Genomic DNA, 18,300 nt, shown 5'->3' with positions numbered 1-18,300 from the left:
TAGTCGTTACAATTCATTCAATAAATACTCAAATAATTCTAAGTTGCCATCTTCTTCATTGACCAAGAATTCTGGATGCCACTGGAGACCAATAATACGGTGTTCGTCGATAGATTCGATTGCTTCAACAGTTTGATCACGTGGATCCACAGCCGTCACACGGAAATTGGGTGCCAGGTCTTTAATGCTCTGACGATGGACTGAATTAACCTGACTTTCTTTACCAAATAATTTAGACACAACACTGCCATCCACTGTCTCAATAGAATGTGAAGTCCCAAAAGGTAGGCCTTGCCAATGACCTTCAATCTCCTGATTGAGCGTACCGCCAAAGGCAACGTTAACTAGCTGGACACCACGGCAAATAGCTAAAATTGGTTTGTTCTGACGTAGGGCCTCTTGTAGAAGAGCAAGCTCAAACTCATCGCGAGCTAGGTTATAATCATTGCTATCAATCGTTTTTTCTTCACCATAAAACTGAGGATGGACATTTTGTCCTCCAGTCAAGATGAGCTTGTCAATCATTTCTACATAATCACGAACAACCGACTCATCACCAACTGGAATCACCAAAGGAAGTCCGCCAACCTGACGAATACTCTCAGCGAATTTACAAGAGACAGATGAATGAATATTCTTTCCTTCTGCGTCCACGGGACATAGATTTGCTGCAACTCCAACAACTGTTCTTGCCATTACTGATTTCCTTTCGTTTTCTATTGATAATCTTATCTTATCATCCTTCCCCACACCTGTCTAATATGTTTTTTTTAAGTCCGTGATAAATTTTTTTTATCAGAAAAAGTTGCCCCAGACTAGGACAACTTTTTTGCTTATACTCAATGAAAATCAAAGAGCAAACTAGGAAGCTAGCCGCAGGTTGCTCAGAACACAGTTTTGAGGTTGTGGATAGAACTGACGAAGTCAGTAACACATATACGGCAAGGGGACGCTGACGTGGTTTGAAGAGATTTTCGAAGAGTATTATTCAAAGACAAATTGATTGTGATAAAGTTCGGAGTAAAAACCTCCAAGCTTGAGTAATTCGTGATGATTTCCTTGTTCGATAACCTCACCATCCTTAAGGACAATAATCTGATCGGCATTGAGAATGGTTTTTAAGCGGTGAGCAATGACAAAACTAGTTCTTCCTGCCACAATAGCTTCCATGGCATTTTGAATCTTGCTTTCTGTCACAGTATCAACGTTTGATGTTGCCTCATCCAAGATTAAAACCTGTGGATCTGTCATCAAGGTACGAGCGATAGAAATCAGCTGCTTTTGACCGGTTGAGAAGACGCTCTGGTCATCATTAATCAAAGTATCATACTTATCTGGTAGACTTTCGATATATTCATGGATATGCGTAGCCTTAGCAGCTGCTTCTACCATTTCCTGACTGGCATCTGGGACACCAAATCGAATATTGTCTCGAATGGTTCCACTAAATAAAACAGAATCCTGTAAGACAATTCCTACTTTACTTCGCAAACTATCTAGGTCAAATTCGCGGATATCTCTACCATCAAAGCTGATACTTCCTGCATCCACATCATAAAAACGATTGATGAGGTTCATGATGGTTGTTTTCCCTGAACCTGTCGGACCAACCACCGCAATCATTTTCCCTTTTGGAGCTGAAATGCTAACATCTTTCAAAATGGGTTTTCCTGGCAGGTAGGAGAAGTCTACGTTACAAATCTCCACACCTTCTTTTAATTCGGTAAAGATTGGAGCATCTTGAGGACGAATTTCTTCCTCTGCATCAAACATTTCTTGGATACGGTCTGCACCTGTAAAGGCCAGTTGCAAACTTCCCCAGCTCGCAGCCAATTGGATAATGGGCTGGTAATATTGCTGAGAAAACTGGGTAAACATGACAATCAAACCCAGAGCAGTTGCTGTCTCGATGTTCTTATCATTCAGTAAGACAGCTGAACCGACAAAAATAACTACTGCTGTGTTGACCAAGCTCATCCCGTTCATGACAGGGAAAAGAATTCCTGAGAACATTCTTCCCTTGAAAGTGGCTTTTCGAACCCGTTCATTCTGCTCGACAAAACCAGCAATCACATCTTCTTGGATACCTTGAACAATAACGGCTTTTTGTCCAGAGATACTCTCATCCATATAAGCATTGAGTTTCCCAACTTCTTTTTGTTGGAGGTTGGTGTATTTTCGCGCTAGCTTTAAGATAAAGAAGACCATGATAACAGCTATTGGAGTGCTGGCAATTGTGATTAAAGCCAAGGTGACATTTTTTACGAACATGACAATCAGCAAGCCAATAAAAAGGGCAATATTTGTCATGACAGACACTAAACTTTCGTTGAAAGCTTGGAGAATATTATCTAAATCACTGGTAAAACGTGACAGGATATCCCCATCTTGATGGCGGTCAAAGAAGGAAACAGTCAAGCGAGAAAGCTTGCCAAAAAGTCCCTTACGCATCTCATTTGTAGATTCGGCAATAATGCGGCTCATCAAGACCATATAGATAAGACTAGAAACTACTAAAACGATTAAAATATAGGCAAGATTGAGCAGGAGTCCTAGGAGACTTTGCCAAACCATATCTGGGTTACCATTTTGATAGGCTATAACCAAGTTAGCCAGCTCTGTGACTGTTTGACCTGCAAATACTGGAAAGAGGGCTTGGGCTACCGTTGCAATGATAATCATAGCAATGACAACGATAAAGGAGGTCTTGTAAACTTTAAAATAGTTCCAAAAAAATTCAAATGTCTTCATCTTACTCCTCCTTTCCTTTTTGCGTTTCGTAAATTTCACGATAAACTGGGTTTGTTGCAACCAAGTCAGCATGTTTACCTTGACCAATCAAGCGACCTTGGTCAAGCACTAAAATTTTATCAGCATGAACAACAGAGCTAATCTTTTGCGCGATGATAATCGTAGTCGTCCCCTTCAAATCCTTGTTAAGAGCCTCTTGAACCAAGCGCTCTGACTTGGCATCAAGGGCAGAAGTAGAATCATCAAATATCAAGATTTTAGGATTGCTGACAATCCCACGCGCAATGGACATTCTTTGTTTTTGTCCACCAGAAAAGTTGGTCCCACGTTCTTCAACCGGACTTTCAAAGGCTAAGTCCATACGACTAATAAATTCACTGGCCTGGGCGATACGAGCTGCGCGTTCCAGTTCTGAAACTGTCGCATCTCCCTTTCCTTGTCTGAGGTTATCTGCGATGGTTCCACTAAAAAGAATGGCTCTCTGTAAGACGATAGAAACTGTTTTGCGAAGTGTCCCTTCACTAACTGTACGAATGTCCTTTCCGCCAATTTTGATCGAACCTTGCTGAGGATCAAACAGACGTGGAATCAACTGAGCCAAGGTTGATTTACCTGCACCAGTTGCTCCGACAACCCCAACCATCTCACCAGCTGCAATATCGAAAGATACATCTTTTAGGATAGGTTCTTCATCATTTGGATAGGTGAAGGTTACATTTTCAAAACTGAGACTTCCTTCTAATTCTTCATCTTCCACATCTTTGAAGGTCATAGCCGGTTCTGTATCAAGGATTTCGCGAATACGACGGAGGGAAATCATGGCACGAGTAACTGAGTTCCCCAAAAATCCAACCATAACGATAGTAAAGATAATCTGACTCAGATAGTTCACAAAGGAAGCAATGGAACCAACGACTGATGGATCTGACTCTGCCATACCTGCTACAAGCCAGATTGAGAGAAAAACAGCCCCATACGAAATTAACATCATTGCAGGTTGCATAACAGAAAAGGCATAACCAATATAAAGGTTTTCTCCCAATAATTCATCTGACACCTGCGTAAACTTATCAAACTGATCTTTTTCTCTTACAAAAGACTTAACCACGCGCACACCACGCAAATTTTCTTTAGCAATGGCATTGATACGCTCTAGTAAGGTCTGGAACTTTGAAAAGCGTGGTCCCACCACTCCCATCATAAAACCCATTATGACAACAATCAGAACGACCATGAGAACTAGCACCCACCATAGAGAAGGTAGGGTGACAACTGCTAGAATAAAGGAACCGATAAACAAAAGTGGTAGTCGAAAGAGAATTTGGAAGGTCATCATGACTACGTTTTGAATCTGGTTGATGTCATTGGTCATACGCACAACAAGATTCCCTGCGTTAAATTCCTCAATATTGGCGTATGAAAAAGTTTGAATCTTACGAAAGGCATCTTCCCGTAAGTCTGACGAAACTCCTTGAGCAATGTAGGCGGCTAACACAACATTGATGCCACCTGCAATCAAACCAATCAAGGCAACAAGGATTAACCAAAAACCAATATGATAAATAGCTTCATTATCACCTGTTAGCAGTGCCTCTAAAACTTTCTGCAAATAACGTGGTTGCAAGAGTGAACTCGTTACCATTAGACCTGTCATAATTAAGGAAGCTAGAGCCTGCCATTTATAGGCTTTTATTTTCTGAAACAGCATATTTCCCCCTTCTAAGATAGACAAAAGGGAACGACAACTCTGTCAGTCCCTTCTTATGCTTTCATGTTGATGCTATTCTAACAAAAAAGAATGCTATTGTCAAAGCACTCAACTCTTACAAGCTTGTGCAATGACGACATCAGCATTCTATTGAATCATTTAAAACATCTTCTAATTTAAGTAGAGAATTTTTATTGTTTTGAACTAGCTTGCTCTTCTAACTTAGCTCGTCCAATTTCACGGTAGCTACGGTCGCCAACAATCTTGACCGAGAACTGACCATCTTGGTACTCGAGAATCGTCACACTTCCATTATCAAGGCCATGCGGATGCATTCCGTTGATTAGATAGACAATGGTTCCGATTGTCATTCCATGGCTAACTACCAGAGCATTTCCTCCCCCATTAGCTTCCATTTCCTTAGCAATGGCTTCAAAACCTTCCCAGATGCGACCACTTAGTTTTTCCCAGCCTTCAGCCCAGCCTGCTGTATCCACTTCTACCAAGCCTTCAGCTAGCTCAGCATAGGACAAACGATGCACATGGTCGACATTAAAGATACGAGGAATGATGCCCATAAAAAGGTCTCCATCATAAGCACCATCAAAACTACCAAAGCACCATTCACGGATTCGTTTATCCATACGATAAGGAATTTGCCCTGTTAAACCTAGTTCCTCAAGGATAATTCCCATAGTCTGAATAGTCCGACCAGAGTCGCTTGAATAAGCACGCTCAAACCTTAAGCCAGACTCACGCAAGCCAATCCCCAATTCATGAATGCCTCGTTCCCCTTCAGCTGTCAGTGGAGTATCACTCCAACCTTGAGCACGACCAATCGTATTAAACATTGTTTTCCCATGACGTACTAGATACAATTTTACACTTGACATATTCTGTCCTCCATATGTATCTATTATAGCATGATTTCAGACAAAAACCTTGTCCTAACCCACTGAGTCCAACATCACCACTTAAACTAGATTTTATAAATCTGATAATCTATGTCTTATCATTCTTAGAAGGAGCAACTTTAGATGGCTCGGTGGCCTCTTTTTTAACCTGTTCTTCTTTTGACTTTTTTTCTGTTTTCTTCGTCTTATCGTCGGTCCTTTTCAAAGGAGAAAAGTGAAATTCAAACTGATTTTTTCCTGTGTCAATAGTCGCTGTGAAGAAGTTTTCGTCGTTACGATAAGTTGACTTTCCTACATTAAATGACTGCTCTCCATTTTCAGAATTAGCTTTTTCATAGGTTCTCTTAGCCATTGCAAATGCAAGGAGTTTTTCTTTATTTAAGGCATAATCCTGATGATGTGCTACTTGTCGATTCAGATAAAACTGCAACAAAAGACTAAAAATTCCAGCAATAGTAATAGCGTAAAGGAGAACTCCAGCTCTAACTTTCTTCTTTTTCAACACGATAGATAAATTCCCTCTCTAGTCCCTTTTCAAACTGAAAATTGAAATGAACATTTTGCCCTTTTTGGTAAATATGCGTTGATTTAAGGCCATAAACCATGGGTTGATAACCACGTCCACTAGCATCTGTTTTCCGGAAATCATTTGACCTTGATTTCCCCATGGAAATGGGTTTGCCTTCCTGTTTGAGGTAAATCCTATCATTCTCCACTTTTTCAAATTGGGTTCGATTCAGCTCTGCTTCCAGCTGATCCACAAATAAAAGCCATTCTTTTTGCTCACTTCTCTGCTGGTAGCGAACCTCTGAAACTAAGAGTTGGCTCATAGATTGAAAAAGAAGCAAGCTACCACTAATAACGATAAGGGAAACCAAGGATTCTAATAGTGTAAAAGCTCTGACCCTACTTGTCTTGAATCGCCAGTAATTTCTCAGTTCCATGGTATACCTCCAAACCTCGCTCATTCGAGACAACATGAACCGTAAGGCCATTGACAGTCAACTTCTTTTGTCCAGTCTGCAAAGCCATACGAGCCACTCGCAAAACTTCTTCCTGTTTTAGAAGTTCTACTTCTCTTTTTCTACTTTCTTGAATTTGTCCCAGTAAGAGAGTTGCTATACTGGCAAAAATAGCTAGTGAAATCACTGCTTCCAGTAAAATAACCGCCTTAATTTTTTGCTTCTTGAATACGTTTAATCTTTCCATTTCCTAGATATAGTTGGTATCGAACCACTTCTTTCCTTGTTTGAAATCTCACGCTGGCCAGAGACGAATTCCCACCAGACTTGTCAAAGGAAATTGACTGATTGGACTGTAGTTGAATTCCTTTAGGGATGGTTAATTTCTGATAGCCATTTCCAATACTTCTCTCTTCCAAAATCAAGTTGATCTTCTGCTGACTAGCCAGACTTCGCTTCTGAGTTTCCCGATAAAGTTCCTCAAACTCCATAAAGAAAATTTGTTCTTCCACAGCCACAAAAGTGGACTGAACTGAACTTGACAAACCCAAGGCTAACAGACTGACTATCCCTAAGACCAATAAACTTTCTAACATAGTAAAAGCCCTAATCCGCAACTGTTTGACTTGTCTTTTGTTTTGCATGGTATTCCTTATAGGCTTTTGCTTGCTCAGCAGTGATACGTCCATCTGCCTCTAGTTTACTTAGACTAGCATCCTCATTTTTATCTAGAGTATAGAGTTCAGCTTGGCTTTCTACCACCTTGACGACTGCTGCTTTACCCTTGTCATTCACTGCATCCTTTTGCTTAGTTAGGTTTGGCACAAACAGTAAGAGTAGAACACTAATGATAAGGAGGACCACTAACATTTCCACAAGAGTGAATCCTTTTACCTTTGCTTCTTTTAATTTCATCATCATTTTTTTCATCTAAAAATTTACCTCCATATTTTGATACATAGGCAGCAACATAGCTGCGTACAATAAAACGATTAGCAGAGCTACAAAAATAAAGACCAGTGGTTGAACTAAGTTCATCGTACGATTAACTCGGGTAAAGAAGGATTCCCACGTTTTTTCTGCATAGATTTCCAATTCGCTTCCCAACTTGGATTTGATCTCTCCATATTCAATGATTAATCCCAACTCTCTTCTAAAAAAAGGATAATCCTGCACAACCATAGAAAATTCATGCCCATTTTGCAAGGACAGGGATAAATCATGTCCGATTTCCTTAAAAAGAGGATTGCCTTGCTCCTGCATCATCTGGAAAATCTGTGACAACTCTAAACCTTGTCCAATCATATTTCCCCATTCTCGAGCATAATAGGCCGTCAGATAATACTGAACAAATACACCTAGAAAGGGAATTCTAGCTAGAAAAGAAAAGACTTCTATCTTCCTAGATTTTCTGTAGAATATCAGTCCTGTTAAAGATACGAGACCTAGCGCCAGAGTAAGTCCAAGAAAAATCTGTGGTAGGTTACTAATCACTAAGGTAGCTATGTTACTACTATCCAGTTGGGGCAAGAGATAATTTCGCAACCCCAACATAATGAGCAGTAAGAAAGCTAACAAAATGATTGGATAGGTCGCAACTTCGATTAACTTTTTCTTGACCTTAGCAAGATTATCTAGATACTCTTCAATTTTCCCTAAACTCAAATGAAGATTCCCATGAACTTCAGCCAAGGAAAGTTGCGTGACAATTGAACTTGAAAAACCTAAAGTCCCCATCATTTCCGAGAAGGATTTTCCCTGCGAGAGTCCTAGACGCATCTGCGATACATATTCCTTTTCCAACAAGAGACTTCTATCTAGAAAGGAAATAATTTCTACCAGATGAAAACCACTGGAAAATAAATTGTTAAAGAGTGTGATGATTTTCTTCTGCTTACTGGTAGCTAATTTTCTCCGTTTCAGCTTGAAGGGCAGTGATATGTCCTTCTTTAAGAAGCTGGTCAATTTGTCCATTCCACTTTTCTGCCTGGTGTTCTTGGTAATTTTTGTTTGCAAAATCAATAATTCCTCCTCCTGCGATTAGTCTCTGGTAACAAACACCTTGTAAAACAACTGCAAGTTCATCTTCACTGACACCAAGTTCTAAGAGGCGCTCATAAACCCCACGAACACTCTTGGCATGGATTGTCGAGAATACCGTGGCACCTGTCAGACTAGCTCGTACAACGGCACGGGCTGTTTCGCTATCTCGAATTTCTCCAATGATTAAAAGATCTGGACGATGTCGTAGGGAAAGTTTGATCAAGTTCTCATAGTTAAGTCCGATAGCTTCATTGAGCTGTAATTGTAGCATTGCTTCTTGCTTAATCTCAACCGGATCTTCAATAGACATGACCTGTTGTCCCTTAAACAATGACTTGGCTAATTCATGCATCAAAGTAGTTTTACCACTTCCTACGGGGCCTGCAAAAAGATAAAGTCCGCGTTGCCTAAAGCCATTTTCCAGTTCCATAAGATTCTGAAACCAGAAGCGCAACTCTTGTTCTTGATCATGCAAAAGTCGGATTACTAGACTCTCATGACCACGATAATCTCCCACCGTCGATAAACGTAATGAAGAAACCTTGTCTCCATGCTGATAATCACAGGAACCAAGCTGACTACGGCGTTTTTCTCCAACGTTCATCCCCGCAACAAATTTAAAGTGACTAATGACAGCCCCCAACTTTTCAAAGTCATAGGTGTTAATCAAATGTCTCTCATCTCCAACTCGCATATGTAGCTCGTAAATCTTTTCTTTAGGAATAAAATAGATGTCCTGAGCTCCCTGTTTTTTGGCCAGTGTAATCAATTCTTGTGCAAGTATTTGTACCATATCTTCCTCCTCATTCTTATTATTCGAAGAAAATATCAAAAAAGAAGAAACAACTTCATTAAAAAGTTGTTTCTTCTTTTTTTATGCGACAAGTACGGTGGATTTCTAAACCAGTCTGCTTTTCGTACCCAGGTCTAAATTTTTCATCAGGAATGACTTGACCATCTTCCAACAAAGCCAAGGAATGATATTGCTGAAGAAATTCATCGCATTCTTCACACCAGCGTTTATCTTCTGGATCCCAAAAAATAGTCATCAAGTCTCCTCTACTTTTGTAAAGGGGAATCTCCTTTTCTAACTCAAACCAACAAGACTTATAATATTTCAAAGCATCATAATAGTTATCAAATTTTTTGCTCGCAATGACGTCGTCTTCCCAGCCTTCTATAAACCACCACGGTTCAAAATCTCCGTACATTTTTATAACTCGATACATAGTTTAACTTCCTTTGTACCGTATATTATAGCGAAATTTTGAGAACAATGAAAGAATTTTGCTCATTTTCACGAATTATATAACATTTTCAAAAAATCCAGCTATTCAAAAACGAATAACTGGATTTAAAAACAAGATTAGCCTTCTGAAATATCGTTTTCAATAATCACTTTAATCGCATGATGATCGGCGGCCTTACTAAATACTTCATAGGCCTTTTCTATTTCACTAAGTTTGAAATAATGAGTTACCAATTTTTCAGGTTCAATTTTATGACTTTCTAAGGCTTTCAAAAGCTGAGGAGTTGTATTGGTAGAAACCAATCCAGTAGTAACATTAATGTTACGAATCCAAAGAGTGTCCAAATCAAACTGAACTGGTTTACCATGCACACCACAGTTGGCTACTGTTCCGTCTACACCGATAATCTTTTGACAGAGATCAAACGTTGCAGGAATTCCTACCGCCTCAATAGCGACATCTACACCTCGACCATCTGTCAAATCATAAATTTCTTGAATTGCTTTTTCAGGGTCTGAAGAATTAATCTTATGAGTAGCACCGAAAGAAACTGCAGTATCCAAGCGATTATCGTCTAGGTCCACCATAATCAATTTAGCTGGAGAATAGAATTGTGCCGTCAAGAGAGCTGCCAATCCAACTGGCCCTGAACCAACGATAGCTACACTACAACCAGGCTCAACTTTCCCTTTTAAGACACCAATTTCATAGCCAGTTGGCAAGATATCAGATAACATAACCAAAGCTTCATCAGACAAGTCAGCTGGAGTATGATAAAGAGTATTATCAGCATGAGGCACACGAAGATATTCTGCTTGCATACCGTCAATCAAATGTCCAAAAATCCATCCACCCTCGTCTTCACAGTGAGCATAGATTCCTTTTTTACAATAGTAACACTTGCCACATGCACAAACGCAAGAAATCAAAACCTTATCACCCTTTTTGAAGTTTGAAACTCCTGCTCCGACTTCCTCTACAATACCAATTCCTTCATGTCCTAGGATAGTTCCACTCTTACAAGCAGGAACATCCCCTTTAATAATATGAAGGTCTGTACCACAAATAGTAGTCTTAACGATACGCACAATAGCATCTGTTGGCTTACGAATAACTGGTTTGTCAACATCAACAAATGACGCAAGGCCTGGTTTAACGTAAGTATAAGCTTTCATAAGCAATCCTCCGCTTTTTTATTTGTATTATTTATATCATGATTGTAAGCCTTTCCGATACAAAAATCAAGTAATTTGTGAAATAAATAACAAATTTATTTAAAAAAAGAAGAAACGAAAATCGTTTCTACTTTTTAGATTATGCTTGATAACGTTTTTCACCATCTAGATAAGTTGCTACTAATTCCAAATCTTTATCTAACACGATAAAGTCTGCATCGTAGCCTTCACGAATTTGTCCACAGACGTCATCGATATGAACTGATTTAGCTGGATTTAGACTAGCCATCATGACTGCTTCATGAGGATTTGCGATTCCCCACTCAACGACATTTTTCAAACCATCTTTAAGTTTGAGAATGGAACCTGCCAAGTTACCTGTAGATTTAAGGCGAGCAGTCCCATTTGCAACTACAACTGGAAATTCGCCTAACATATAATCGCCATCTTGCAAACCACCTGCTGTCATACAGTCAGTGATAAGGGCAATATTTTCAGTTCCTTTTTGTTTAAGAAGAATTTCGCAAGCCTTAGGATCCACGTGATGACCATCACAAATCAATTCTGCATAAGTGTGTGGTAATTCATACATCGCACCAACCATACCAAGTTCGCGGTGTGTTAAGCCACGCATTCCATTATAGGCATGAACCCAAACACTAGCCCCGGCATCAACAGCTTTTTTAGCTTCATCAAATGTAGCATTAGAGTGACCAAGAGCAACAGTTACACCTTCACCAGTAATAGTACGTACAAAGTCCTCAACCCCATCACGTTCAGGTGCAAGAGCAATTTTATTAAGAAGACCATTAGCAGCCTTCTGCCATGCACGAAACTCATCCATACGAGGATCTTTCATGTAAGCAGGGTTTTGAGCTCCTTTAAATTCCTCAGTAAAATATGGCCCTTCAAAATAGATACCACGAATCTTAGCACCAGATGCTTCTTGATAGCGTGCACCAATGTTTTCAGTAACAGCCAGCAATTGTTCGTATGATGAAGTTAGTGTAGTTGGTAGGAAACTAGTAACACCTGTACTAAGAAGACCTTCACTCATCGTATGAAGAGTTCCTTCAATATTATTATCCATGACATCCACACCACCAAAACCGTGAATGTGTGTATCAACGAGACCAGGTGCGATGCTATAACCAGAATAATCTAAAATTTCAGCATCCTCAGAAATCTCTTCAACATGCTTACCAAACTTGCCATCAATAAGTTCCAAATAACCTCCACGACGAATACCATGTGGATAGAAAAATTGATCAGCTTTAATATACTTAGGCATAATGATAACCTCCTTAAGAAATAATCTACTATTTATTATGTCAATTACATTATAAACCTTTCAAAACAATTTGTAAATGGTATAGACCTTTTTTAGTGAAATTTTAATAAATTATTCAACAAAAAAGACAAGGTCTAAAAACCTTGTCTTTAATACTATACCGGCGGCCGGGGTCGAACCGGCACGTCCTTGCGGACACTGGATTTTGAGTCTAATATTATTAGTTTTAAATCTCAGAAATATTGATTTTATAAGCTTTTTTTCCATAATATTTTTTAAAACTTAGTATCACTTCCAAAGTTTAGATACTTTTTAGTAACTATAAAATGCTAGAAAGTATACTCCTTATTAAAAAGAGTTTTGGACTAGTTTTGTGCAATTTTATTACCCATATCCGTAATAAGAGAGGCTAAATTAATTGCCTTTAATGATTGTAGAAATTGGTTGTGAATATCATTAGACACATAACCAGCTAGCAAAATATGCTCAGCCATGTCATATTGCTTAATCAAGAGAATCTTATCATGTTTTTCATTAAATAAAATCGCACTAATTGCTGTATTAAAGACTGGAAAACGAAAACTCGCACATTGTGAACAATAAGGAATATCTCCCTCATCTTTTAAAAATTTTTTCTCCAAAGGATGCCCACATTCGGGACAACAAGTCATTGTTTTGTCAAATATAGAAGCCTCTTTTTTAAAGTTCTTAAAAGTAATTTTACCAGTAAAATCGAGACCACGCAAGACATTGAAATAAATCAAGACTTTATTTAAAATTTATCTTATGATATACTAAACTTATCAGCTATTGGTTCTGAAAAAGTGTCTGCCACAGTTTTACTACAAATTCTCATGACTTGTGCCAAGATTTATAAAAAACGGATAGCTATAATAGCTCTTAGAGCAAAAACATGACATATAGGAGGTTAAAGACATGTCATACTTTTATCTTTTTATCGCCATTGTAGGAGAGATATTGGGAACTAACCTTTTGAAATTATCAGACGGTTTTACAAAGCCTATTCCAACCGTTTCTGCCCTACTTAGCTATGGCGTTTGTTTCTATTTCTTATCACTAGCAATGCAAAAAATTCCTGTAGGAATAGCTTATGCAACATGGTCAGCTGTCGGTTTAGTTTTGATATCCTCTATCGCAGTAATGATTTTCAAAGAAACACTAAATGTTTATAGCATTATCGGTTTAATTTTGATTATCATTGGTGTTGTCATGGTTAACTTATTAGGAAATGCAGGACATTAATAAAACCGGCTCTATACTATTTGTAGTGGGTAAATCCCCTATGGATATTATGGAGCCTATTTTGTTGTAGAAAAAAAGTTCCATAAGAACTATAATGAAAAGCTAGAATTCTGTCAATATTTTGGACACATTTTGGGAGGGAATTTTGAAGACTAGCGTCCTCCTAATTTTCCCAATAAGTTTTAACTTCTTCAAAAATCTTATTCAAAAGTTCTGCATCTTTTTCTGACAACTGATTTTTTTCTATAACTCTATCTTTTAGTTCTGTTGCCTTTATTTTATTTCTTGCCACCGAAACTGCTATTGAATGTTTCAAAATATCAAACTCATCCTTTGAAAAGTTTGCAATATTGGTAAGATCTAATTGTTCTAGAGGTAAACTACTGATAATTGAATAAGGTTTTTGTCCCAGCAAATAATCTGTAGTAGTCCCAAAGATATTTGCCAATTTCACAACGAATTCTAATCCTGGTTCTAACGTTCCATTCTCCCACCGAGAATATGTCCCTTGTTGAACTCCAATTAATTCCGATATTTGTACTTGAGTTAACTTTTTTGATTTTCTGAGAGTTTTTAACCTCTCTGAAAATTTATAATCCTCTGTATACATAATTCTCCTATAGATATTCTTATTCGTATATTTTAGCTTGACAAAATATTCCAAACGGTATAAAATAGAATTATTCCATAAGGAATATTTATTTTGAGATTGAATATTCCATTGAGAATATTATAGCATAAAAAGAGGTAAAAGCGTATGTAACTAGTAGTCGATTTAAAAAATTTTAATAAAGGAGGTAGGATTCGACAAAATAAAAAATCTTGAAACAAATGTGCCGTTCGTTCCAAGATCAAAACATATTATGTAACAATTATACCACAGAAAACTCTTCAGTTGCACAAGAAAATTTCGGAGGTTTCACAAAAAGATGACCAATAAAGAGTTAGTCAATCAAATTTCTGGCCTAAACTCTACCTCTACTCTTAAAAATTGGATTCAACTGATTAAAGAGATAAGTGGCAAGGAATTTAAGAAAATTAAAGTTCCTATCAGTAGAAATCCCAGAACTCATCAATTAAGTTATACAGTTGCCTATGATTTTACAGACGAAGACCTTAGACAATTTCAAAAGTTAGCTAAACTAAAACTTGAAATAGGTCTAAAAGAGGCTATACAAGCCGTATTTGGGAGTCTAGCAGACAATGAACATGAATCCCTAAACCAAGTAATAGATGAGCTCTACGATGAACTGAGCGCCTTAAAACAGGAATTTAAGCGAGAAATGCGACTGATAAAAATTGAGAATTCCAACCTAAAAAAGAAAATCCAAGATATTGAAGAGTCGATGCAAACCGGCTTACTAGGGTTTGTTAACAAGAGGTCAAAAAATAGGTTCGGCTAATAGCGAGTTTTCGGCTGAGCCATGAGGCAGAAAGCCGAAAATGAGCGTAGATGCGGACGGACCATTTTTGACCGATAGGGTGTGTAGTAACACCACCCTCTGCAAGTTAGGTGTACCATCGAAAGAATTCAGTATTGCCAAGGGTTTCGCAGATTTTAAGGGTGGCAAAATTAGGCAAAAAGTTGAATCAAAATCTATGGCAAAAAATGAGCATTTACGTTCTGTATTTGACTGGATTCAAATTCAGTTTGATAAGACTGAATTTTCGCCAAAAGAAATAATCGAAGATATCCTATTTCTTGACTTTGACCTATTTATTGAGAATAAGGGGAGCCTTAAATACTATAACTATGATAGCCAGCTTCATTATGGGAATATCCGTATCTACTATGGATCGAAAGAGTCGTCCTACATGCTTGTCATGTCAGGACAGGCACTAGAGTTCTATAGAGATATGGTATTAGATCCAAATAGTCTCTCCGAAAGACAGTTTCTGAACAACCTCTACTACAATTACATTCATTTTTCAGTAAGACGAATTGATATTGCAATAGATGATTTTAATGAAACACCCTATTTCACTCCTAATCAACTTCTAAAGATTTGTCAGAAGAAACGCTTTCTATATGGAAAAAGCACCTACTACAATACCTACGGAGATGAAACGATCGGTCAGACCTTATATTTAAGAAAACCCAATGATGATGAAAGACTTAGAATTTACGATAAGCGCTTAGAACAAGCTGAAAAGCTCGGGATCAGCAAGCGGTATATAGAAAATTGGATAAGAACTGAGTTAGAACTTAGGAAAGCAAAAGCTCACTACTTCATTCAAGAATGGTTGCATTCAGAAATAGATCTTCTTAACTTTACCAAGGGATACCTCAAAGAAAAAGTGAGGTTCTATAGTGATAGTCACTTCTCAAAACCTTTGAGATCTTGGGAAAAGTTTTTAGGTCACTCAAAACCTGTCTCTATCATTATTTCAAAACCAAAGACAGAACTAGAACAAAAATTAGAATGGTTTACCTATAAAGGTTCTGGAGCTATTCTAAAAGCGTATAAATTTCTATACGACAATAACTTACTGCATGAGTATGAGAAATCTAACTATCTCGCACTCAACAATATGGAATATCCACCAGATTTAGCAAGTGGATTAATAGAAAGGGCAATTCTCTTTAAAAGAGAAGATTTAATCCCTACAATCAAAGAAAATATCAAAAGGAGAAATTAAATATGGCAAAAATGCTCTCACAAAATGACTGGAATTTCAATAACATTGGAACAAAATTTGAATTGGATGAAGTCATTCCAAAATTTGAAACGGAAGTCCGAGCAGATGCAAACGGAGAAATTATCAAAAACCGAGATGGTAGCGAAAGACGTTTTAATACCGATAGAATCATTGGTTGGAAATACAATGTAACAATTAAGGATGGACAATTCAAAAAGAAATCAACCCAAGTCTCAGTAGACAATCCAGATGCCTTGGTTGATAATGACTATATCCAAGCAATGGATGAAGTACCAGTTACATTTGACAATTTACAAGCTACTATGATTAGTTCGACAATGTATTACAAGGCAGATGCTATCCATTTAGTAGATGTAAAACAAAAATAAATATCAGACAAGGGGAGTTAATCCTCCCCTTACTTAATCTAATTAGAAAAGGAGATCACATGATTAAAACTGTAACAAAAGATGACCTTATCGAACTTGGATTTGCTCCAGGAACTGCAAGAAAGATTATCCATACCGGCAAATTACTATTAGTGAATCGTGGTTTTAACATCTACGATAACAAAAGGATTGGTACAATTCCAGCCAGTGTCGCAGAAGAACTATTAGGAATTGAACTCCAGAAAGAAGCGTAGCTTATGGCTTTACGTAAAAGTAGAGACGGAACTTGGATTGTTGATGTTTCCAATGGTATAAATCCAATATCTCTAAAACAACGTAGAATTGTAAGAAAAGGATTCAAAACTAAAAAAGAAGCATTGGAGGCCGAACAATACTTACGAAGTGTCGAACTTAAAGAAAAAAGTTTCAACTCAAAAATATCAATTGATATCCTTTATGATCTCTTAAAAGAAGAGGATAGAATAAACAACAGAAAACAAAGCTATATAGATACACAAGAAAACAACTATAACAGGCATATAAAAAACTATTTTGAAAAAGTTGATGATGTAGCTAAATTAACTTATGAAGATATCTATCAATTCAGAGAACATCTAAGAGATAAAAATACTCAAAACTCAGAAAAGAAGCTAAGTCCAAACACTATTAATAAAATTATAATTTTACTAAAGAAAATTCTGGATGTTGGATTAAGAAAGGGATTTTACAAGGAACATCCCGTAGGATTACTGAAAAAATTACCCATAGAAAAAGTAAAATTAAATTTCTGGACAGTAAAAGAATTTAAGCATTTCTTAACACTATTTAGCAACGATGAATACAATATAAAATTACTATTCACAGTTCTATTTTTTACTGGTCTAAGACTCGGAGAAGCTCTTGCTCTAACGTGGAAGGACATAGAGTTTTCTACAAATACAATCCATGTAAGTAAATCAATATACGTTAAAAAAGGTGAAGAACACATTAGTAGTACAAAGACAAAAGCTGGAACCCGAAGAATCATCATGAACACCAAACTAGTGGAGACACTAGAAGAATGGAGGCAAACACAGCATGAAAGATTAAAAGAATTTACAACCAACCTAGATGATCTACAGATATTTCAAAATAGCCCGATTACGATAACTAAGGATTCAATCGAAAAACAATATAAAAAAATATTACAAAGAGATAGTTCTTTAAAAAAAATAAGAATTCATGACTTCAGGCATTCACATGCTTCCCTACTAATAAACCAAGGAGAAGATTATCTTGTCGTAAAAGAAAGATTAGGACATGCTTCTATAACTACAACAATAGATACATACTCTCATTTGTATCCAAGCAAGCAACAAAAATTAGCGGATAAATTAGATGATTTGTTATAAAACTAGTAATTTTAAGTAACTCAGCGTTACAAATTCAACAAATAAAAGAAAAAGACAAGGTCCGAAAACCTTGTCTTTAATACTATACCGGCGGCCGGGGTCGAACCGGCACGTCCTTGCGGACACTGGATTTTGAGTCCAGCGCGTCTGCCAATTCCGCCACGCCGGCAAATAGTAACTGGGGTAGCTGGATTCGAACCAACGCATGAGGGAGTCAAAGTCCCTTGCCTTACCGCTTGGCTATACCCCAATAATATAAAATAGGCGAGTGATGGGGATCGAACCCACGCATGCCAGAGCCACAATCTGGTGTGTTAACCACTTCACCACACCCGCCATAATTTTAAAACACGGGCAGTAGGAATTGAACCCACACTGAAGGTTTTGGAGACCTTAGTTCTACCTTTAAACTATGCCCGTAGTTAAGGTTATGGAAGGGGAGGGATTCGAACCCCCGAACCCGAAGGAGCGGATTTACAGTCCGCCGCGTTTAGCCTCTTCGCTACCCTTCCAAAATATTTAA

22 protein-coding genes and 5 tRNA genes are annotated in these 18,300 nt (G+C 37.7%); 6 read left to right on the top strand and 21 right to left on the bottom strand.

Features of this window, described 5'->3' with window-relative positions:
* Positions 1-6: 6 nt before the first annotated feature.
* The 15 genes from AC3E7H_RS09230 to AC3E7H_RS09160 all read right to left on the bottom strand — a co-directional run bounded on the left by AC3E7H_RS09230 (position 7) and on the right by AC3E7H_RS09160 (position 12,858).
* Positions 7-696 (bottom strand): gamma-glutamyl-gamma-aminobutyrate hydrolase family protein, encoded by a 690-nt coding sequence (locus AC3E7H_RS09230; protein ID WP_490676443.1) that lies wholly within the window; start codon positions 694-696, stop codon positions 7-9.
* 288 nt (positions 697-984) lie between these two features.
* The gene (locus tag AC3E7H_RS09225) at positions 985-2,751 is read right to left on the bottom strand and encodes an ABC transporter ATP-binding protein (protein ID WP_490676442.1); all 1,767 of its coding nucleotides are present in this window, start codon (positions 2,749-2,751) and stop codon (positions 985-987) included.
* A gap of 1 nt (position 2,752) precedes the next feature.
* Entirely contained in the window at positions 2,753-4,459 is a 1,707-nt protein-coding gene (locus AC3E7H_RS09220; RefSeq protein WP_490676441.1) for an ABC transporter ATP-binding protein, read from the bottom strand.
* 191 nt (positions 4,460-4,650) lie between these two features.
* Entirely contained in the window at positions 4,651-5,352 is a 702-nt protein-coding gene (locus AC3E7H_RS09215; protein WP_045762724.1) for a histidine phosphatase family protein, read from the bottom strand.
* Between the two features lie 109 nt (positions 5,353-5,461).
* Positions 5,462-5,878 carry a competence type IV pilus minor pilin ComGG gene (gene comGG / locus AC3E7H_RS09210; protein WP_049528332.1) on the bottom strand — a complete coding sequence of 139 codons (417 nt, stop codon included), beginning with the start codon at positions 5,876-5,878 and terminating at the stop codon, positions 5,462-5,464.
* Positions 5,856-6,317 (bottom strand): competence type IV pilus minor pilin ComGF, encoded by a 462-nt coding sequence (gene comGF, locus AC3E7H_RS09205; RefSeq protein ID WP_049528335.1) that lies wholly within the window; start codon positions 6,315-6,317, stop codon positions 5,856-5,858. The genes comGG and comGF overlap by 23 nt, the downstream gene beginning before the upstream one ends.
* Positions 6,280-6,582 carry a competence type IV pilus minor pilin ComGE gene (gene comGE / locus AC3E7H_RS09200; protein WP_049528337.1) on the bottom strand — a complete coding sequence of 101 codons (303 nt, stop codon included), beginning with the start codon at positions 6,580-6,582 and terminating at the stop codon, positions 6,280-6,282. Before comGE ends, comGF begins: the two co-directional genes overlap by 38 nt.
* Positions 6,545-6,979: a competence type IV pilus minor pilin ComGD gene (comGD, locus tag AC3E7H_RS09195; RefSeq protein WP_049528339.1), complete on the bottom strand. Its 435-nt coding sequence runs from the start codon at positions 6,977-6,979 to the stop codon at positions 6,545-6,547. Before comGD ends, comGE begins: the two co-directional genes overlap by 38 nt.
* Complete coding sequence (gene comGC / locus AC3E7H_RS09190; protein WP_049528341.1) at positions 6,942-7,265, bottom strand: competence type IV pilus major pilin ComGC; 324 nt, start codon at positions 7,263-7,265, stop codon at positions 6,942-6,944. The genes comGD and comGC overlap by 38 nt, the downstream gene beginning before the upstream one ends.
* A complete protein-coding gene (comGB, locus tag AC3E7H_RS09185; protein WP_083501012.1) occupies positions 7,266-8,309 on the bottom strand; it encodes a competence type IV pilus assembly protein ComGB in 1,044 nt (347 codons plus the stop codon).
* Positions 8,230-9,171 (bottom strand): competence type IV pilus ATPase ComGA, encoded by a 942-nt coding sequence (gene comGA / locus AC3E7H_RS09180; RefSeq protein WP_490676440.1) that lies wholly within the window; start codon positions 9,169-9,171, stop codon positions 8,230-8,232. Before comGA ends, comGB begins: the two co-directional genes overlap by 80 nt.
* Positions 9,172-9,229: 58 nt before the next feature.
* Positions 9,230-9,607 carry a DUF1033 family protein gene (locus AC3E7H_RS09175; RefSeq protein WP_007555701.1) on the bottom strand — a complete coding sequence of 126 codons (378 nt, stop codon included), beginning with the start codon at positions 9,605-9,607 and terminating at the stop codon, positions 9,230-9,232.
* A gap of 137 nt (positions 9,608-9,744) precedes the next feature.
* Positions 9,745-10,803 (bottom strand): zinc-dependent alcohol dehydrogenase family protein, encoded by a 1,059-nt coding sequence (locus tag AC3E7H_RS09170; protein WP_000649456.1) that lies wholly within the window; start codon positions 10,801-10,803, stop codon positions 9,745-9,747.
* 139 nt (positions 10,804-10,942) lie between these two features.
* Positions 10,943-12,094, bottom strand: a complete 1,152-nt coding sequence (gene nagA, locus AC3E7H_RS09165; RefSeq protein ID WP_045762732.1) for an N-acetylglucosamine-6-phosphate deacetylase — start codon at positions 12,092-12,094, stop codon at positions 10,943-10,945.
* 365 nt (positions 12,095-12,459) lie between these two features.
* Entirely contained in the window at positions 12,460-12,858 is a 399-nt protein-coding gene (locus tag AC3E7H_RS09160; protein WP_049496811.1) for a hypothetical protein, read from the bottom strand.
* A 172-nt stretch (positions 12,859-13,030) separates the two neighbouring features.
* Here AC3E7H_RS09160 and AC3E7H_RS09155 point away from each other — a divergent pair, with 172 nt between their 5' ends.
* Positions 13,031-13,357, top strand: coding sequence for a DMT family transporter (locus AC3E7H_RS09155; protein WP_000120162.1), 327 nt, complete (start codon positions 13,031-13,033; stop codon positions 13,355-13,357).
* Between the two features lie 163 nt (positions 13,358-13,520).
* Here AC3E7H_RS09155 and AC3E7H_RS09150 read toward each other — a convergent pair whose 3' ends face one another.
* A complete protein-coding gene (locus tag AC3E7H_RS09150) occupies positions 13,521-13,967 on the bottom strand; it encodes a helix-turn-helix transcriptional regulator (RefSeq protein WP_000287814.1) in 447 nt (148 codons plus the stop codon).
* A 319-nt stretch (positions 13,968-14,286) separates the two neighbouring features.
* Between AC3E7H_RS09150 and AC3E7H_RS09145 the strand changes: the two genes are divergently transcribed.
* The 5 genes from AC3E7H_RS09145 to AC3E7H_RS09125 are packed head-to-tail and all read left to right on the top strand — an operon-like array spanning position 14,287 to position 17,777.
* Positions 14,287-14,760 carry a hypothetical protein gene (locus tag AC3E7H_RS09145; RefSeq protein WP_000182279.1) on the top strand — a complete coding sequence of 158 codons (474 nt, stop codon included), beginning with the start codon at positions 14,287-14,289 and terminating at the stop codon, positions 14,758-14,760.
* 40 nt (positions 14,761-14,800) lie between these two features.
* Positions 14,801-15,997 carry a replication initiation factor domain-containing protein gene (locus AC3E7H_RS09140; protein WP_490676439.1) on the top strand — a complete coding sequence of 399 codons (1,197 nt, stop codon included), beginning with the start codon at positions 14,801-14,803 and terminating at the stop codon, positions 15,995-15,997.
* A 2-nt stretch (positions 15,998-15,999) separates the two neighbouring features.
* On the top strand, positions 16,000-16,386 hold the full coding sequence (locus AC3E7H_RS09135; RefSeq protein ID WP_009732035.1) for a hypothetical protein: 387 nt from the start codon (positions 16,000-16,002) through the stop codon (positions 16,384-16,386).
* A 59-nt stretch (positions 16,387-16,445) separates the two neighbouring features.
* Positions 16,446-16,640 (top strand): DUF3173 domain-containing protein, encoded by a 195-nt coding sequence (locus AC3E7H_RS09130; protein WP_000598356.1) that lies wholly within the window; start codon positions 16,446-16,448, stop codon positions 16,638-16,640.
* Between the two features lie 3 nt (positions 16,641-16,643).
* Positions 16,644-17,777: a tyrosine-type recombinase/integrase gene (locus AC3E7H_RS09125; protein ID WP_009732034.1), complete on the top strand. Its 1,134-nt coding sequence runs from the start codon at positions 16,644-16,646 to the stop codon at positions 17,775-17,777.
* An 85-nt stretch (positions 17,778-17,862) separates the two neighbouring features.
* Here AC3E7H_RS09125 and AC3E7H_RS09120 read toward each other — a convergent pair.
* The 5 genes from AC3E7H_RS09120 to AC3E7H_RS09100 form a co-directional block, all read right to left on the bottom strand.
* A tRNA-Leu gene (locus tag AC3E7H_RS09120) sits at positions 17,863-17,946 on the bottom strand.
* A 9-nt stretch (positions 17,947-17,955) separates the two neighbouring features.
* Positions 17,956-18,027, bottom strand: a tRNA-Gln gene (locus tag AC3E7H_RS09115).
* A 13-nt stretch (positions 18,028-18,040) separates the two neighbouring features.
* A tRNA-His gene (locus AC3E7H_RS09110) sits at positions 18,041-18,113 on the bottom strand.
* A gap of 13 nt (positions 18,114-18,126) precedes the next feature.
* A tRNA-Trp gene (locus AC3E7H_RS09105) sits at positions 18,127-18,197 on the bottom strand.
* 11 nt (positions 18,198-18,208) lie between these two features.
* Positions 18,209-18,289 (bottom strand) — tRNA-Tyr (locus AC3E7H_RS09100).
* Positions 18,290-18,300 lie beyond the last annotated feature (11 nt).

It is taken from the genome of Streptococcus sp. SCPM-O-B-15304 (M98), from assembly GCF_058200215.1.
The sequence above is the reverse complement of the archived record's forward strand: the minus strand, read 5'-3'. Positions and strand labels throughout refer to the sequence as shown.